General features: G+C 73.0%; 10 protein-coding genes and 1 riboswitch. Of the genes, 5 read left to right on the forward strand and 5 right to left on the reverse strand.

From position 1 onward, the window contains the following. On the forward strand, window positions 1-758 hold a 758-nt coding region (locus ACQKIP_RS20545), incomplete at its 5' end, for an NPCBM/NEW2 domain-containing protein (RefSeq protein WP_427743693.1). Between the two features lie 63 nt (window positions 759-821). On the opposite strand, the gene ACQKIP_RS20550 is transcribed toward ACQKIP_RS20545, so the two are convergent. Both ACQKIP_RS20550 and ACQKIP_RS20555 read right to left on the reverse strand, forming a co-directional pair. Beyond that, window positions 822-4,184, reverse strand: coding sequence for an AfsR/SARP family transcriptional regulator (locus tag ACQKIP_RS20550; RefSeq protein WP_365861545.1), 3,363 nt, complete (start codon window positions 4,182-4,184; stop codon window positions 822-824). 167 nt (window positions 4,185-4,351) lie between these two features. Further along, window positions 4,352-6,451, reverse strand: coding sequence for an asparagine synthase-related protein (locus ACQKIP_RS20555; RefSeq protein ID WP_365861544.1), 2,100 nt, complete (start codon window positions 6,449-6,451; stop codon window positions 4,352-4,354). 698 nt (window positions 6,452-7,149) lie between these two features. Here ACQKIP_RS20555 and ACQKIP_RS20560 point away from each other — a divergent pair. The 4 genes from ACQKIP_RS20560 (at window position 7,150) to ACQKIP_RS20575 (ending at window position 12,425) form a co-directional block, all read left to right on the forward strand. Continuing rightward, the gene (locus ACQKIP_RS20560; RefSeq protein WP_365861542.1) at window positions 7,150-8,616 is read left to right on the forward strand and encodes an MFS transporter; all 1,467 of its coding nucleotides are present in this window, start codon (window positions 7,150-7,152) and stop codon (window positions 8,614-8,616) included. Window positions 8,617-8,739: 123 nt separating this feature from the next. Next, the gene (gene lhgO / locus ACQKIP_RS20565; RefSeq protein WP_365861540.1) at window positions 8,740-9,942 is read left to right on the forward strand and encodes an L-2-hydroxyglutarate oxidase; all 1,203 of its coding nucleotides are present in this window, start codon (window positions 8,740-8,742) and stop codon (window positions 9,940-9,942) included. Window positions 9,943-10,099: 157 nt separating this feature from the next. Next, a complete protein-coding gene (gene trmB / locus ACQKIP_RS20570; RefSeq protein WP_365861538.1) occupies window positions 10,100-10,942 on the forward strand; it encodes a tRNA (guanosine(46)-N7)-methyltransferase TrmB in 843 nt (280 codons plus the stop codon). A 94-nt stretch (window positions 10,943-11,036) separates the two neighbouring features. Then, window positions 11,037-12,425: a PrsW family intramembrane metalloprotease gene (locus tag ACQKIP_RS20575; RefSeq protein WP_365861572.1), complete on the forward strand. Its 1,389-nt coding sequence runs from the start codon at window positions 11,037-11,039 to the stop codon at window positions 12,423-12,425. Here ACQKIP_RS20575 and ACQKIP_RS20580 read toward each other — a convergent pair. The 3 genes from ACQKIP_RS20580 to ACQKIP_RS20590 form a co-directional block, all read right to left on the reverse strand. Further along, a complete protein-coding gene (locus ACQKIP_RS20580; protein WP_365861536.1) occupies window positions 12,422-13,366 on the reverse strand; it encodes an aldo/keto reductase in 945 nt (314 codons plus the stop codon). The genes ACQKIP_RS20575 and ACQKIP_RS20580 overlap by 4 nt on opposite strands. A gap of 133 nt (window positions 13,367-13,499) precedes the next feature. After that, a complete protein-coding gene (locus ACQKIP_RS20585) occupies window positions 13,500-14,585 on the reverse strand; it encodes a M23 family metallopeptidase (RefSeq protein WP_365861534.1) in 1,086 nt (361 codons plus the stop codon). Window positions 14,586-14,596: 11 nt separating this feature from the next. Continuing rightward, window positions 14,597-14,743: riboswitch (cyclic di-AMP (ydaO/yuaA leader) on the reverse strand. Between the two features lie 270 nt (window positions 14,744-15,013). Then, window positions 15,014-16,249, reverse strand: a complete 1,236-nt coding sequence (locus ACQKIP_RS20590; RefSeq protein ID WP_427743698.1) for a PP2C family protein-serine/threonine phosphatase — start codon at window positions 16,247-16,249, stop codon at window positions 15,014-15,016. Window positions 16,250-16,490: the final 241 nt, after the last annotated feature.

Below are 16,490 nucleotides of genomic sequence, written 5' to 3' on the forward strand. Positions count from 1 at the left end.
CCGCGGCGGCGGCCGCGGTGGCTCTCGCGCTCACGGCGGGCGGGGACAAGCCCAAGGACCTGCCGAACGCCGAGAAGCCCCCGGCCGTCGAGCCCGTCGCGCCGAGCAAGCCGCCGCCCCCGGAGCCGAAGCCCAAGCCGAAGCCCGAGCAGCCGGTCGCCGAGAAGAAGCCGAAGCCGCCGTCGAAGCCCGCTCCCGGGGAAAAGCCGAAGCCGAAGCCGACTCCCACGCCGAAGCCGAAGCCGCCGGCCCCGGAGCCGGAGCCGAAGCCGACCCCCACGCCGTCCGAGCCGAAGCCGAAGCCGCCGCCTCCGCCGCCCGCTCCGGCGGTCTACCAGTGGAGCGAGCTGCAGTACGGCATCGTCGGTGACGGCACCAAGCCCGAGATGCGGCTCGCCGAGAGCAGCTGGGTCTGGCAGCGGGGCGGCCTGTCCATCGCCGACCGGCAGTACGGCCACGGCGTGACCGTCCACGGCCAGTCCTCCGTCACCATCGACCTGAACCGCGCCTGCTCGTCGTACGACGCGGTCGTGGGCGTCGACGACATGACGATGGGCCTCGGCAAGGTGCGGTTCTCGGTCTTCGGGGACGGCGTACGGCTGTGGCAGTCACCGCTGGTCAAGGGCGGCGACCCGGCGGTGCCCGTGCAGGTGAACCTGACCGGCCGCAAGACGATCCGCCTGGTCGTCGAGCCGCACTCCCCGTTCGACACGGCCGCACTCGCGGACTGGGCGCAGTCACGTTTCCGCTGTTCGTAGACCGGGGCGGTTCAGGCGGACGTGGGTCGGGCCGGTTGTGGCGGGCGTGAGCCGCTGTTCGGCTCAGCTCAGTTGTGTGAGGGCTTCGGTGGCGGTGAGTTCGGTGCCCGCCGTGCGCTCGGCCTCGTACCGGTCCGCGCCGAGGGCGGTGAGCGCCGTCCGCTCGACCCGTTCGGCGTCGGACCGCTCCGGCATCGGGCGCGGATTGCCGTCCCGCAGCCGGGTGCCGCAAGCGAGCAGACGGGCAGCGCGCGGGTGATCGCCGAGCCGGCTCACCAGGGTGGCTCCGCCGTCCACCAGGGACGCGACGACCAGCTCGGCGCACCGGTCGCGCAGGGCTTCGCGCAGGGCGTGCGCGAGCAGCGGCAGCGCCTGCTCCGGTCCTGACTCGGCGGCGACGATCTGGGCTTCCAGGTTCCGCAGGCCCGCGATGAACTGCGGCGGCGGGGTGCCGCGGTCGGCGTCCGCGCGGGAGTTCTCGAAGAGGGCGCGCGCGTCGGCGATGTCGCCGGCGTCAAGGGCCACCATCGACTGAAGCATCCGCATGAACGCCCGCGCGTCCCCCACGCCGTACCGATCGGCCTCGGCCCCTGCCTCCCGCAGCGCCTTCACCGCCAGGTCGCGGTCGCCCTCGCGGAACGCGATCTCGGCGAGCCGGACGATGAGGAAGGGCGTCTCCGCATACGCCCCCACTTCGTACGCGAGCCGCAGCGCTTCGTCGTACTCGGCGCGCGCCTCCTCGTGCAGGCCGCGGGCCATGGCGGCCTCGCCCGCCGCGCTGGACACCTGGGCGCGCATCCAGCGGTCGCCCGCGCGCCTGCTCAGCACGCGCAGCTCGGCGAGGTCGGCGTCGACCCCGGAGAGATTGCCGGGAGCGTCGACGGCCAGATGCGTACGGAACATCAGGCTGACTCCGACCTCCCAGTCGCCGCCGAACCTGCGGCAGTTGGCGACCACCTGGTCCATGGCGGGCCTTGCCGCGTCCGCGTCGTCGAGGAAGGCGGCGACGAACGGCCAGATGAGGCCGGGGAAGCGGGCGGCCGCGGGCACCGGCTGTGCGAAGACGTCCCGCACCCGCGCCACGTACGCGCGGTTCTCGTCACCGGCCAGCTCGTCCGTCGACCCGGACTCCATCGCCACGAAGAGGCGCAGCATCCGCAGGCTCATCCAGGACCAGTAGAGCGGGTCGTCCGTGCCCTCGGGGCCCTCGGGGACGCCGTCCGGAGACGTCGGAGCCTGCGTCGGCGGCATGGGCGCGGGCATCGGCGGGGGCGGGGGCATCGGCGGTGCGAGGCGCAGGACGCGGTCGATCCACTCCATGCTCTCCCCGCGGTAGTTCCGCAGCCACCAGAACCAGGCGATGCCCAGGGCCAGGGCCAGGGCGTCTTCCTCCTGGCGGGACTCGATCGTGCGGTGCAGGGCCGCGCGGATGTTGTCCAGGTCGGTCTCCAGGCGCTGGATCCAGGGGAGTTGGTCCGCCGAGCGGAGCAGGGGCTCGGCCTTTTCGACCAGCGCGCGGACGTACGCGGTGTGGCGGCGGGCCGCGGCGGTGCGCAGCCCGGGCGTCTCGGCGGCTCGCTCGGACGCGTATTCGTGGATGGTCTCCAGCATGCGGTAGCGCATGTCGCCCCTGGCCGTGGGCTCGGCGATGAGCAGCGACTTGTCCACGAGGGCGCCGATCAGGTCGGCGGCGGGCCCGGTGCAGACCGCTTCGGCCGCCGGGAGGTCCCAGCCGCCCGCGAAGACGGACGCCTCGCGCAGGACCGTCCGCTCGGGCTCGTCGAGCAGGTCCCAGGACCAGTCGACGACGGCCCGCAGGGTCTGCTGGCGGGGCAGGACCGTGCGGCTGCCGCTGGTGAGGAGGCGGAAGCGGTCGTCGAGGCGGTCGGCGATCTGCCGGGGGGTGAGCAGCCGCAGGCGGGCGGCGGCCAGCTCGATGGCCAGCGGAAGGCCGTCGAGACGGCGGCAGATCTCGGTAACGGCCCCGGCGTCCTCCCGCGGGTCGAAGTCCGGGCGCACGGCGACGGCGCGCTCGGTGAACAGGCGGTACGCCGGGTCGGGCGGCAGCGGCTCGACGGGGCGGACGAACTCGCCCGGTACGCCCAGGGGTTCACGGCTGGTGGCGACGACCGTGAGGTCCGGGCAGTGCGTGAGGAGGGTCTGGGCGAGTTCGGCTGCGGCGCCGATGACATGTTCGCAGTTGTCAAGGAGCAGGAGCAGGCTGCGCGGGGCGCAGTACTCGACGAGCAGGGCGACCGGGTCGCTCTGCGGAATCGTCAACTCGCTGGTCAGGAGCACGGTCTCGCGCAGACCGAGCGCGCTGACGACAGCGCCCGCGACCGCCTCGGGATGGTCGAGCGGGGCGAGCTCGGCCAGCCATGCCTGCGGATGCCCGGCGGCGGCTTCCTCGGCGAGGCGGGTCTTGCCGGAGCCGCCGGGGCCGGTGAGGGTGACCAGGCGGGCTCGTCGTAGATCTGAACGGATGGCGGCGAGTTCGGGTTCCCGGCCGACGAAAGAGGTCAGCCGGGGGCGGAGGTTGCCCGAACGCTCCGGGCGCGCCGGATGTTCCGGGCGCTCAAGGCTCTCAGGGCGCCCAGACTGCCCAGGCCGCCCAGACCGTCCCGGCCGTCCGGATCCATCAGCCGTGAGCGCAGGGGCCGCCGTAACCGCCGAGCCCACCGCGCCCGCCGACCCCGTCCCGCCCGCATCCGGATCCAGCAACTCCGCATGCAGAGCCCGGAGTTCCGGACCGGGATCGGCGCCGAGGGCATCGGCGAGGACGCGGCGCGCGTTCTCGTACGCGGCGAGGGCGTCGGCCCCCCGGCCCGCGGCACGCAGGGCGCGGATCAGGAGGGCGTGCAGCGTCTCGTCGTACGGCTGGGCTGCGGTGAGTTCCCTCAGCTCCGGTACGACGTCGGAGGCGTGGCCAAGGAGCAGGTCCGCCTCGACGCGCGCGCGGGTGGCCTCGGCGAGGAGCGCTTCGGGGCGGGTGGCCGCGCTGCGGTCGGGCAGGTCGGCGAGGGCGGGGCCGCGCCACAGGCTGTGCGCTTCGCGCAGGGTGCGGGCGGCTGACGCCGGGTCGTCGCGGTGCAGGGCCGCCTTTCCCTCGCGTACGAGGCGTTCGAAGCGGTGCAGGTCGACGTCTTCGGGGGCGGCGGCGAGGCGGTAGCCGCCGGACTCCGACGCGATGGCGTCCTTGCCCAGGGCGCGGCGCAGGCGGCCGATGAGGGCCTGGAGCGCGGCGGGGGCGTCGGCGGGCGGCTCGTCCCGCGCCCATACCTCGTCGATGAGGGTGTCCGCGGGGACCGTGCGGTCGGCCCGGAGCGCGAGGACGGCCAGGAGCGCGCGCAGCCGCCGGCCGCCTACGGGCAGGGGCGCCCCTTGTTCGTCGTACGCCTCGGTGGCGCCCAGGATTCTGTACCGCACGGGGTCATTCTCGCCGGTGGTGCGGGCCGGGGCGCGGGGGTTTCCTCTCCCCGGGCCCGCCCCTTACCGGATCTTCCGGCTCCGCCGGGCTTCCGGCTCGGTCGGTCACCGGCTCCGCCGAGTTCGTCCTCGAACGCCGGACAGGCTGAAATCACCGGCTCCGCCGGCTACCGCCCCGCCCCCAACGCCCCCCGCTCCGGCACGACGCTCCCCGTAGGGACGGCCCGCTGCCGGGCAGGGGTGCCGGTCCAGCAGGTGCCCCTGCGGGACAGCAGGCGGCGCAGCCACAGCTCCGTGGAGACCAGGTCCGCAAGGCCGTCCAGGGGCAGCGGCTCGCCCTCCGCTGCCGCGCGCAGCGCCTTGCGGACCACGCGGGCCTCCACCAGGCCCGCCTGCGCGAGCAGGGGCGTGTCGAAGAGGGACAGCAGATCGTCGAGGGACACCCGCAGGCCCGTGCGCGCCGCGGCTGCGGAGGACGCGTGCGACGGAGCGCCCCAGCCGGGCGGCAGTTCGGCCACTCCGGCGCCCTCAAGGACCGTACGCAGGATCGCCGCGCGGGCTCCGGGCTGGACGCGCAGGGCGACGGGGAGCGCACGACAGGCGCGCACCACCTGGTTGTCCAGGAACGGCGCGTGCAGGCGCTGGAACCGGACCTCGGCCGCCTGTTCCAGGACGCGCAGGTCCGCCGCGTGCCGGGCGAGCGCCGCGCGGGCGCGGAACTCTCCGGGGCGCTGGCCGGGGCCCGCGCCGGGCCGCCCGGTCGTGTCCTGGAGGCGAACCGATACTTCTGCCAGGGCCTCGCCCGTCAGCCAGCGGGCCGCGGGCCCCGGCCTGGCCCACGCGAGGGCGGCCATCGACGCCCCCACCGCCCCGCCGGGCTCGTCGAAGCGGCGCTGGAGAAGGCGGTCGGCGAGCGAATCGACGCCCGCGCGGTAGGACATCCGGGAGAGCTTGCGCGCGGCGCCGTACACGCGCGCGGGGACCATGACGGAGCCGGGAGACCCGTCCGCCTTCGCCAACGCCGCTACGGGGCGCACCAGATGGCGCCGCCTGCGGTCCATCAGGAGGTCGGCGAGGCGGGCCGGATGCGCGTCGAGGACCTGCCGCGCGCCGTACCCCGTGAAGTGGTCCGCGCTGCCCGACGCGAGCCGCGCGCGGTGGCGCTGGGCCGTGACGAGTGCGGCGCTCGGCTCGTCCGTCAGCGGGCCCTCCAGGTCCGCGTACGGCAGGGCCTCTTCGCCCGCGGCGACCACTACGTGGTGCAGGCGGGGATTGGCGGCGATGGCGCCCGCCCGCTCCAGCTCGGCCTCGCGGCCGTTGATCGCGAGGTCGTTGAAGGTGACGGCAAGGAGCCGCTCCCCCGCGCCCGTGCCGTGGCCGAGGACCGTACCGGGCATCCCCGGAAGGCCCGCGGCGAGCAGCGCGAGGGTTCCGGACGCGGGCCCTCCGGAGAGGTCGGCGCCGATGCCGGGCACCGGCATCCCGCGTGCCGCGCGCCGCTCGGCGGGCCCCATGCCGGGCACGGGGCCGGGGTCGACCTCGGCCGCTCCGGGGACATGGCGCGGGGCGCCGAGCCGGGCGCGTACCGCCTCCACGAGGGCGTCCCGGACGCCGTCCACCGCGGTGGACGCGTCGGCGGCGGGCGCGGCGACCGCGAGGGACGCCACATGTTCGTACCCCGCGATCTCGCGTGCTCCGGCGCGCAGGATCAGCGCGTGCCCCGGTGGTACGCGTCGCACGCCCTCGTAGGGCGTCGAGTCGTGCAGCGCCTCGGGCACGTCGGGCGCGGCGAGCAGCGCCGCGAGGTGGCCGATGTCCAGGTGGGCCTCGATGAGGTCGGCGAGGGGCAGCGCGGCCGTCGCGAAGGCCGTGCCGTCGGCCCAGGGGGTGTAGAAGACCGGGCGCGCGCCCGCGAGGTCACCGGCGATCATGACGCGGCGCCCGACCTGGACGACCGCGGTGTAGCTGCCGGACCACGCCGTCAGATGCCGCAACGCGCCCCCGCGTGCCGCGAACAGACCGACCCGCAGCTCCTCGTCGCTCGCGCCGCAGGTGCCGAGGACCGCGATGCGCGTCTGCTCGTCGGCCTTCACCGTGCGCACCTCGTCGGCGCGCCAGTCGCCGACCGCCCAGAGCGGATCCGGGTCTCCCCAGAGGAGTTGGGAGCCCACGGGGTGTACCGTCTCGCCGTTCTCACCGGTGGCCCCGGCCGAGCCGACCACCGAAGGCTTCGCGGCAGTGCTGCTCCACCCCACCAACCACCGCATGTTGCCTCCACAGGCTGTGGACAACCAGTGCACCGAAGAACTGGGGTCCCATGCTGCCACGAAGGAGGCGTGCGGGAGTGGCTGCGGAGGTGCTCACGCTCCCCTTAATCTGCCGCCGGGGAGCGGTACTTGAAGGGCGCGACCACGCCCCTCTCCTTGCACGGGGGCGTTTTGCCCCTGCCTCCGGGGAGGCGATTTTCGGCCAAATCAGCCGGTGGCGCTCGTGTGACGGAACCGCAACCGGCAGCACACAGTCCGGGAGGCGTTGCCCGCCCCCCGGACCGGTCCGCCGCCCGCGGGGATGGAGGCGGCGGCGTCCCCCAGCCCACTGACTCCAGCGCAGCGGGCCGACCCACGCACCAACCATGGAAGCGCTCCCCTTATGGCCGGTGAAGAGCGCACATGCGGGCGCACGGCCACACACCGGGAGCACACCCCGGCACTCCCGTACTTCCCTACCGGCAACAATCTCGCCATACGGAACTGCGCCTCTTAACGCTTGGGATTCGGCGAACTACGCTGTGTGTGCTGATGTTTTCGCGGAGGCATATACCTGGGGGCTCGGCCAAATGCTCTTGCGGCCGGGGTTCCGGGCCACGGCGGTCGTTGTCGCGGACGTCGCTGTCCCTGGGGGAACGCAGCACGAATGCCGCGCGGTCAAGCCACTGCACGGCAGCCGTCTGTGTCGAGGGGTGGCCATGTCCAGGGAGCAACGCGGGCCGAACGAAAAGCTCGGCACCGTTCTCGCCCTCGCGGGAATCAGCAATGCGGGCCTCGCGCGCAGGGTCAACGACCTCGGCGCACAGCGCGGGTTGACGCTTCGGTACGACAAGACGTCGGTGGCCCGGTGGGTGTCCAAGGGCATGGTGCCGCAGGGCGCCGCCCCGCACCTCATCGCCGCGGCCATCGGGCAGAAGCTCGGCCGCCCCGTCCCGCTGCACGAGATCGGGCTCGCCGACGCCGATCCGGCGCCCGAGGTGGGCCTGGCGTTCCCGCGTGACGTGGGCGCCGCGGTCAAGTCGGCGACGGAGCTCTACCGCCTCGATCTGGCGGGCAGGCGCGCGGGCAGCGGCGGCATCTGGCAGTCCCTGGCCGGCTCCTTCGCGGTGAGCGCGTACGCGACTCCGGCCTCGCGCTGGCTGATAACCCCGGCCGACAGCTCGGTCGCCCGCGACGTCGCTCCGGACGAGCCGCGCGAGATGGTCCACCCCGCGGACGGCAGCGACAGCGGGACCGGCGGCCAGCCGCTCAAGGTCGGCCACAGCGACGTGGTGAAGCTGCGGGAGGCAGCGGAGGACGCCCGGCGCTGGGACTCCAAGTACGGCGGCGGGGACTGGCGCTCGTCGATGGTCCCGGAGTGCCTGCGGGTCGAGGCGGCGCCCCTGCTGCTCGGCTCGTACTCCGACGAGGTGGGCCGTTCGCTCTTCGGGGCGTCGGCCGAGCTGACGCGCCTCGCCGGGTGGATGGCCTTCGACACCGGCCAGCAGGAGGCCGCCCAGCGCTACTACATCCAGGCCCTGCGCCTGGCCCGCGCGGCGGCGGACGTGCCCTTAGGGGGGTATGTCCTTGCTTCCATGTCACTCCAGGCGACCTACCGCGGCTTCGGCGACGAGGGCGTCGACCTCGCGCAGGCCGCCCTGGAGCGCAACCGCGGCCTGGCCACGGCCCGCACGATGAGCTTCTTCCGCCTCGTCGAGGCACGCGCGCACGCGCGCGCTAACGACGCGCAGGCGGCCGGGGCGGCCCTCCGGGCAGCCGAGGGCTGGCTGGAGCGTGCCAGGGACGGCGACAACGACCCCTCGTGGCTCGGCTTCTACGGCTACGACCGCTTCGCCGCGGACGCAGCCGAGTGCTATCGCGACCTGAAGGCGCCCCGCCAGGTGCGGCGCTTCACGGAGCAGGCGCTCTCGCGGCCGACGGAGGAGTTCGTGCGCTCGCACGGCCTGCGGCTCGTGGTGTCGGCGGTCGCCGAACTGGAGTCGGGGAACCTCGACGCGGCCTGCGAGCAGGGCACGCGCGCCCTGGAGGTCGCGGGACGCATCTCGTCCGCGCGTACGACGGAGTACGTGAAGGACCTGCTGCACCGCCTCGAGCCGTACGGCGACGAGCCACGGGTGGTGGAGCTTCGGGAGCGGGCGCGGCCGCTCCTGATGGCTCCCGCGTAGTTCGTGCTCGTGCACCACCGGAGCGGCAACAGCTTTTACGCCCCCTGTAACCCTGCGGCCCTCGCCGGGTTTGAAGGCGTTGTCAGTGGCGCAGTGCACTATCGGTGTGGGAGGTGATGCGGGATGGTCCGAGCAGTGACGTACGACTGTGATGTGCTGGTGATCGGCGGCGGGATCGTCGGTCTGTCGACGGCGTATGCCATCACGCGCGCCGCGCCGGGGACCCGGGTCACCGTCCTGGAGAAGGAGCCGGGCCCCGCCCGGCACCAGACGGGACGCAACAGCGGTGTGATCCACAGCGGGATCTACTACCGCCCCGGCTCCCTCAAGGCGCGGTATGCGGTGCGCGGCGCCGCCGAGATGGTCAAGTTCTGCGCGGAGTACGGCATCGCGCACGAGGTCACCGGCAAGCTGATCGTCGCCACCGAGCGCGCCGAGCTGACCCGCCTGCACGCACTCGTCCAGCGCGGCCGGGAGAACGGCATTCCGGTGCGGGAACTGGGCCCCGCCCAGATCACGGAGTACGAACCGGAGGTGCGCGGGCTCGCCGCGATCCAGGTCGGCACGACCGGGATATGTGACTACGGCTCGGTGGCGGAGCGGCTCGCGGACGCCTCGGGGGCCGATGTCCGTTACGGCGCGGAGGTCGTCCGCATCGACCGGCGGGCGGCGCTCGGGGTCGCCGTTCGTACGGCCGACGGCTCGGTGGTGCGGGGAAAGGTCCTGGTCAACTGCGCCGGGCTGCACTGCGACCGGGTCGCGATGCTGGCCGGTGACGACCCGGGCATGCGGATCGTGCCCTTCCGCGGGGAGTACTTCGACCTGAAGCGTCCCGAGCTCGTGCGGGGCCTGGTCTATCCCGTGCCGGACCCGGCCTTCCCCTTCCTGGGAGTCCATCTGACGCGCGGCATCGGGGGCGGGGTCCACGTGGGACCCAACGCCGTGCCGGCCCTCGCCCGCGAGGGGTACGGATGGGGTGTGGTGCGACCGCGTGAGCTGGCGGGCACGGTGAGCTGGCCGGGGGCCTGGCGGATGGCCGGGCGCCACTGGCGGTACGGGGCGGGGGAAGTCCGGCGCTCCCTCTCCAGGGCGGCGTTCACCACGGCGGTGCGCAGGCTGCTGCCCGCGGTGACCTCGGACGATCTTGTGCCGGTGGCCGCGGGGGTGCGGGCGCAGGCCGTCTTGCGTGACGGGACGCTGGTCGATGACTTCCTCATCCGGGAGGGGGCACGGACCGTGCACGTGCTGAACGCGCCCTCACCTGCGGCGACGGCCTCGCTGCCCATCGGACGGGCGGTGGCCCGGCGGGTGCTGGCGACTCTGTAGGGGCGGGGTGTCCTCAATCGCCGGACGGGCTGAACCATCAGCCCGTCCGGCGATTGAGGACGAACTCGGCGGAGCCGGTGATGACGGTACGTACAAGGCTCTCGCGCCGAGCGAGTTTTCGGGAAGGGGTGGGGTTGGGGATTAATATCCCCCCACTGTGTCTGAGTCGAACGCCACCCCCGAGCGCCCCCACGCCCCCCGCCCGAAGGCCGAGCCCCGTTTCCCCGACGGGCCCTCGCCCGATCCGGCCGGGTCGCACTTCGAGCGGCGGATCCGCAGCTTCCAGCCCCGCAGGAGCCGCGTCACCACCAGCCAGGGGGACGCGCTGCAACGCCTGTGGCCCAAGTGGGGCCTGGACATCGACGGCAAGGGCGTACTCGACCTCGCCGAGATGTTCCGCACCGAGCACGGCGAACGCCCCGTCGTACTGGAGATCGGCTTCGGCATGGGCGAAGCCACCGCGCAGATGGCCGCCGACGACCCGGACACCGGCATCCTGGCCGTGGACGTACACACGCCGGGCCAGGGAAACCTCCTCGGCCTCGCCGAGCGCAACGGCCTCGACAACATCCGCGTGGCGAACGGCGACGCCGTCATCCTGCTCCGCGAAATGCTCGCGCCCGCCTCCCTCGACGGCCTCCGTGTCTACTTCCCCGACCCCTGGCCCAAGGCCCGCCACCACAAGCGCCGCATCATCCAGCCCGAGTTCCTTGACCTCGTCGCGCCCCGTCTCAAGCCCGGCGCCCTGCTGCACTGCGCGACCGACTGGGAGCCGTACGCCGAGCAGATGCTGGAGGTGCTCACCGCGCACCCCGCCTTCGAGAACACGCAGGACGACGGCGGGTACGCGCCACGCCCCTCCTTCCGCCCCCTCACCCGGTTCGAGGGCCAGGGCCTGGACAAGGGACACGTGGTCAACGACCTGCTGTTCCGCCGCACACCCGGCCAAGGGGCCCAGGCCACCGGCCAGAAGGACCCGGCCACCGGCCCAGCGGACTGAGATACCGGCCACGGGGCCTGAGACACCGTCGCGGCCCACCCCCGTCCCTCGTTAGGGTCAACGCGTGGCCACCCGTTCTGCGTACCCGCACCCGATGCCCCCCGACGGGATGCCCCCCGAGGGGCCCGCCGGGCTGCGGCACGCGCGCTGGTGGCAGCGCCGGGCGATACGCGCGGCCGCCCTGGTCACGCTGCTCGCCCTGTCCGGCCTGGTGATCCTGGCCCTGGTCCGGGAGCAGACCGGCACCGAAGGCTTCCTGGTCGGGCTCGGCCTCGCGACGCTGCCCGTGCCGCTCCTGGTGGCCGCCTTCCGCTGGCTGCAACGGGTCCAGCCGGGCCCCTGGCGGAATCTGCTCTTCGCCTTCGCCTGGGGCGCCTGCGCCGCAGCCCTCATAGCGATCGTCGCGAACAGCTTCGCGACCCGCTGGATAGCCACCGCCACCGCCGACCCCACCAGCGCCGACACCCTCGGCGCCACGGTGATAGCGCCGATCGTCGAGGAGAGCGCGAAGGCGGCAGCCGTGCTGCTCGTCTTCCTCTTCCGCAGACGCGAGTTCACCGGCATCGTCGACGGCGTGGTGATCGCCGGAGTGACCGCGACCGGCTTCGCGTTCACCGAGAACATCCTCTATCTGGGCAGCGCCTTCGGCACCGACCAGCTCAACGGCGACACGGGGCTCGCGTCCGTGACGGCGGCGACCTTCTTCGTACGCGTCGTGATGTCGCCCTTCGCGCACCCGCTCTTCACCGTGCTCACCGGCATCGGCTTCGGCATCGCCGCGCTCAGCGCCGACCGGCAGAACTGGCGCCGCGTCCTGCTCCCGCTCGGCGGACTCCTCCTGGCGATGGGCCTGCACGCGCTGTGGAACGGCTCGGCCAGCTTCGGGGACTACGGCTTCTTCGCCGTGTACGCGGCCTTCATGCTGCCCGCGTTCGGCCTGCTCACCTGGCTGGTGATCTGGATCAGGCAGCGCGGCCTGCGCATCGTGCGCGCCGAACTGCCCGCGTACGTGCTCGCGGGCTGGCTCAGCGCCCCCGAGCCGTACGCCCTCGGCACGATGCGCGCCCGCACCCTGGCCCGCGACTACGCCTCCTACGCCCAGGGCAAGGCCGCGGCGCGCACGGTCGCGCAGTACGAGACGTACGCGACGTCTCTCGCGCTCCTGCGGCACCGCGGGCGCAAGGGCCGCGCGGGCGCCGACTTCGTCGTACGGGAGCGGGAGTTGCTGAACGCCCTGTGGGAGCGCCGGGAGGCCGCACGGCCCGCCCTGGCCTACGCGGCACGCGTGACGGCACCGGTGCTCGTACCGATGCCGCCGCAGTACGGGTACCAGCAGCCCTACGGGTATCCGCAGCCGTACGGATACCAGCAGCCCTACCCGCAGCACCAGCACCAGCACCAGCCCCCGTACGGATATCCGCACGCCCAGCCCGCGCTGCCCTACCCCGCGCCCTACCCCGCGTACAACCCCTACCGCGGTTAGGCGGAGGCCGTGGTGAGGGCCGTGATCTCGGCCTGCGTCAGTTCCAGGTCACCCACCGCGAGCAGCGCGGGCAGCTGCTCGACCGTACGGGCCGACGCGATCGGCGCCGCCACCGTCGGCTGCGCCGCGAGCCACGCAAGGGCCACGGTCGCGTGCTCGGCGCCGCGGGCCTCGGCGATCTCGTCGAGCGCGGCGAGCACCCGCCGGCCGCGCTCGGTCTCCAGGTGCTTGCCCGCGCCCGCGGCCCGCGCGCTGTCGACCTGCGTGCCCGGGCGGTACTTTCCGGTCAGGAAGCCGGAGGCGAGCGCGTAGTACGGGACGGCCGCAAGGCCCGAGCGCGATGCGACCTCCTGGAGCGAACCCTCGTACGTGTCGCGCGAGACGAGGTTGTAGTGCGGCTGGAGCGCCGTGTAGCGCGCGAGGCCCTCGCGGTCGGAGAAGTCGAGGAACTCCTGGAGGCGCTCGGGGGTGACGTTCGATGCGGCGATGGCGCGCACCTTGCCGGACGTCACCAGGTCGTCGAGCGCGCCGATGATCTCCTCGACGGGGACGCTGGGGTCGTCGTAGTGCGTGTAGTAGAGGTCGATGTAGTCGGTGCGCAGGCGGCGCAGCGACTCCTCGGCACCGGCCTTGATGGTGTTCGCGGACAGGCCCTTGTAATCGGGGTGGGCGCCGACCTTGGTGGCGAGCACGACGTCCGAGCGGTTGCCGCGCGCGGCCAGCCAGTTGCCGATGACGGTCTCGGACTCGCCGCCCTTGTTGCCGTCCACCCAGGCCGAGTAGACGTCGGCGGTGTCGATGAAGTTGCCGCCTGCGGCGGTGTAGGCGTCGAGCACCGAGAAGGACCGGTCCTCGTCGGCCGTCCAGCCGAAGACGTTGCCGCCGAGTGCGAGCGGGAAGACGTCGAGGTCGGACGAGCCGAGCTTGCGGAGAGAAGTCATACGGGGATCAACGCCCATACGGATCACAGCATTCCGCAGCGCAGGCCCGCGGCACCCGGTTGGCGGGCATGCCGAACCGGCAGCCCTGGCGTCGGGGGGTTGTCGCCAGGACCGCCGGGGTTCCGGGATTACCTCAGAGCGACTGGCCCTTGCCGCGCAGCCACGCCGCCGGGTCGACCCCGGTGGAGTCGCCGCCCGGGTGGACCTCCAGGTGGAGGTGGGCGCCGGTGACATTGCCGGTCGCGCCGACGCGGCCGATGGTCTCGCCGGTGGTGACCTTCTGGCCGACGCTGACGCTCATCGAGGACTGGTGGCAGAACCAGAGCTCGGTGCCGTCGTCGAGTTCGAGGATCGTGCGGTAGCCGTACGCCCCAGCCCAGCCGGCCTCCTTGATGGTGCCGGAGTGGATGGCCTTGATGGGCGTGCCCGTGGGAGCCGCGAAGTCCAGGCCGGTGTGGTAGCCGGAGGACCACATGGAACCGGGCTGACCGAAGGTGCCGGTGAGGGTGTACGAGGCGACGGGGAGCGTGTAGCTCTTCGCGAGCTTGGCCAGGCGCTCAGCCTCGGCCTTCTTCTTGGCCTCCGCCTCGGCCTTCTTCTTCGCGGCGGCCTTCTCGGCGGCGATCTTCTTCTCGGCCGCGGACTGCTTGGCGGCGGCCTGTTCGGCGGCCTGCTTGACGGCGGCTTCTTCGGCCGCCTTCTGGACCGCGTCGTCCGCCTGGTCCTGCTGGTTCTCGGCCTGCTCCATGATGCGCGCCCGCAGTGCCTCGCCCGCGTCCGTGGTGCCCTGCTCGGCGTCGGCGCTGCTGAGGCCGGCGGAGCTCAGGGGCGCGGCGGCAACCGTCACGCCGTTGTCCGCGGCAGCGGAGTCGGAGGAGTCGCCGGATATCAAAGACCCGACGCCCGGAAGCGACTTGGCCTCCGGCAGCGAGTCCGTGACCGCCGACATGTCCGGCATCTCGATGGAGACCGGGGGCTTGCCGCCCTGCGCGGTGGCTATGCCGCCCGCGCCGACGGCGGCGATGACGCCCACGCCGAGAACCGTGGAGCTGCGGGCGAGCCCGCCACCGCCCCGCTTGTGCACGCGGTGCCTGCCGCGGACGGGACGGATGGACTCCTCGGTGGGGTTCCATTCCTCCCAGGAATTTTCGTCATACCCACCGAAATCGTCGTCATTCGGTACGTACGCGCCTTGGGGGGCAGGGCGGTTGGACGCCACGGGGGCGCACTCCTTTCCTTCCTTCTCGCCTACCGGGTTAGCTGACGGGTTCGGAGCAGGAAGGTCTCCTACGAACACCTGGCACGGATGCACAGATGCCCGATTCACCCCAATTGGTGGTTCCCCGGCTCCCTTTCGGGATTAGGCGCGTGCGCGCGGAGCCGCCTCGAGTGACGGCTGGGACGACCGCGCTGCGTTATCGAACGTTAATAGACAGCAGGGTCGTATTCCAAGCCGTTCCGACTGATCGTTAACGTCATTGGCCTGTACTTAATGGGACACGAGGGTTCGGAACGGGGCGAGTTGTCGTCACTTCTTCACACACCGCAGCTTCACATCTCCTTGACAGTACGTCAGTTGTTATGCGGAGTGAGGTCCTTCAGTCACGGCCCGTGACATCGGCCCGCCTCACTTGGCGTCGACCCGCGTTATCTTGCGTCGGTCCTGGGCGCCGAAGGCCGCCGCACCGCGAGCAGAGCCATGTCGTCGGTCGTCCCGCCGCCGGTGTGCCGCCGCACTTCCTCGGCGAGCGTGGACAGCAGCGCGTCGGGTCCGTCGGGGCCGGGGAAGATGCGGCCGCCGAGCCGGGCGGCGGGGTCGTAGAACTCGCCCCGCCAGTCGCGCGCCTCGGAGAGCCCGTCGGTGTAGAGCAGCAGCATCGCCCCCGGCGGGAACTCCGACTCGTCCGCACGGTCCGGCCAGGCCCCCAGCTCGCCCATCCCCAGCGGCAGCGCGGGCTCGGTCGCGGACAGGACGCACAGCCGTCCGTCGCCGTGCAGGAGGAGCGGCCCCGGATGCCCGCGATTGATCAGGCGTACGGGACCTCCGCCGTGCGGGATCTCCGCGAGGATGGCGGTGGTGAACCCCTCGAAGTCGTCGAGCCCGTCGCGCCGCGTGCCCTCGCGCGCCAGTGCCCGCTCCAGGCGCTGCGCCACCGCCTCCAGCGTGGACTCCTGCTCGGCGGCCTCCCGGAACGCCCCGATGACGACGGCGACGGCCGCCACCGCGCCCATGCCCTTCCCCCGCACGTCGCCGACGATGACGCGTACGCCGTGCGAGGTGTCCTGCACCGCGTACAGATCACCCCCGATGAACGCGTCCGCCTCCGCGGCCTCGTACCGCGCGGCGACGTCGAGCCCGCCGATCCGGGGGTCCGGCTGCGGCAGTACGGCGCGCTGGGCGGCCTCGGCGATGGAGCGGGCGGAGGCGAGTTGTTCGTCGCTGCGGCTCACGACGCGGTTGATCAGGACGGCGAGCACGGCCACGGTCAGGACCGTGAGCACTTCCGTGACGGCTTCCACGTCGGTGGTGGTGCTCGCCCTGAAGTGCAGGACCAGGACGGTGGCGCAGGTGCCGAGGCCGACGAGGACGGTGCCGAGCAGCGAGTAGAAGGGGGCGGCGATCAGCGGGGCAGCCGTGAAGAGGGGCGCCGCGGTGAACGCGGCCGGTGTCGAGACGTCGTAGACCACCCCGACGACGATGAGCAGCAGCGGAAGGGCCCGCACGAACGCCCGCTCATGCCTGACGACGGGCCCCGCGCCGGAGCCCGTGCGGGGAGCGTTGCCGGAGCCCGGCAGAGGTCGCCCCTTGCCGGGATCTCGGCGCACGGACCGGCGCACCGGCCTGCCCGCGCCCCCGCCACCGCTGCCTCCTCGCTGCCCCACCGGTCTCTCCCGCCGAATTCCGCGGCCAGGACCAGATCCATGACCACGTTCATCCAGGGTTCCCGGAGCGGCGGCGGGCGGCGACCGGTGTGGGCCGACCGGGTGGCTGCCGCGCACGCAGAAATGCCGAAGGCCCGGATCCATTGCTGGATCCGGGCCTTCGGACTTTAGTAGCGGGGACAGGATTTGAACCTGCGACCTCTGGGTTATGAGCCCAGCGAGCTACCGAGCTGCTCCACCC

Source organism: Streptomyces sp. NPDC059900, assembly GCF_050270335.1.
Taxonomy (GTDB): domain Bacteria; phylum Actinomycetota; class Actinomycetes; order Streptomycetales; family Streptomycetaceae; genus Streptomyces.

Bases quoted from the DNA above. Each gene is read 5' to 3' on its own strand.
- ACQKIP_RS20575 (WP_365861572.1), top strand. From the start codon at position 11,037: ATGCCCCCCGACGGGATGCCCCCCGAGGGGCCCGCCGGGCTGCGGCAC.
- ACQKIP_RS20580 (WP_365861536.1), bottom strand. From the start codon at position 13,366: ATGACTTCTCTCCGCAAGCTCGGCTCGTCCGACCTCGACGTCTTCCCG.
- lhgO (WP_365861540.1), top strand. From the start codon at position 8,740: ATGGTCCGAGCAGTGACGTACGACTGTGATGTGCTGGTGATCGGCGGC.
- ACQKIP_RS20560 (WP_365861542.1), top strand. From the start codon at position 7,150: ATGTCCAGGGAGCAACGCGGGCCGAACGAAAAGCTCGGCACCGTTCTC.
- ACQKIP_RS20555 (WP_365861544.1), bottom strand. From the start codon at position 6,451: ATGCGGTGGTTGGTGGGGTGGAGCAGCACTGCCGCGAAGCCTTCGGTG.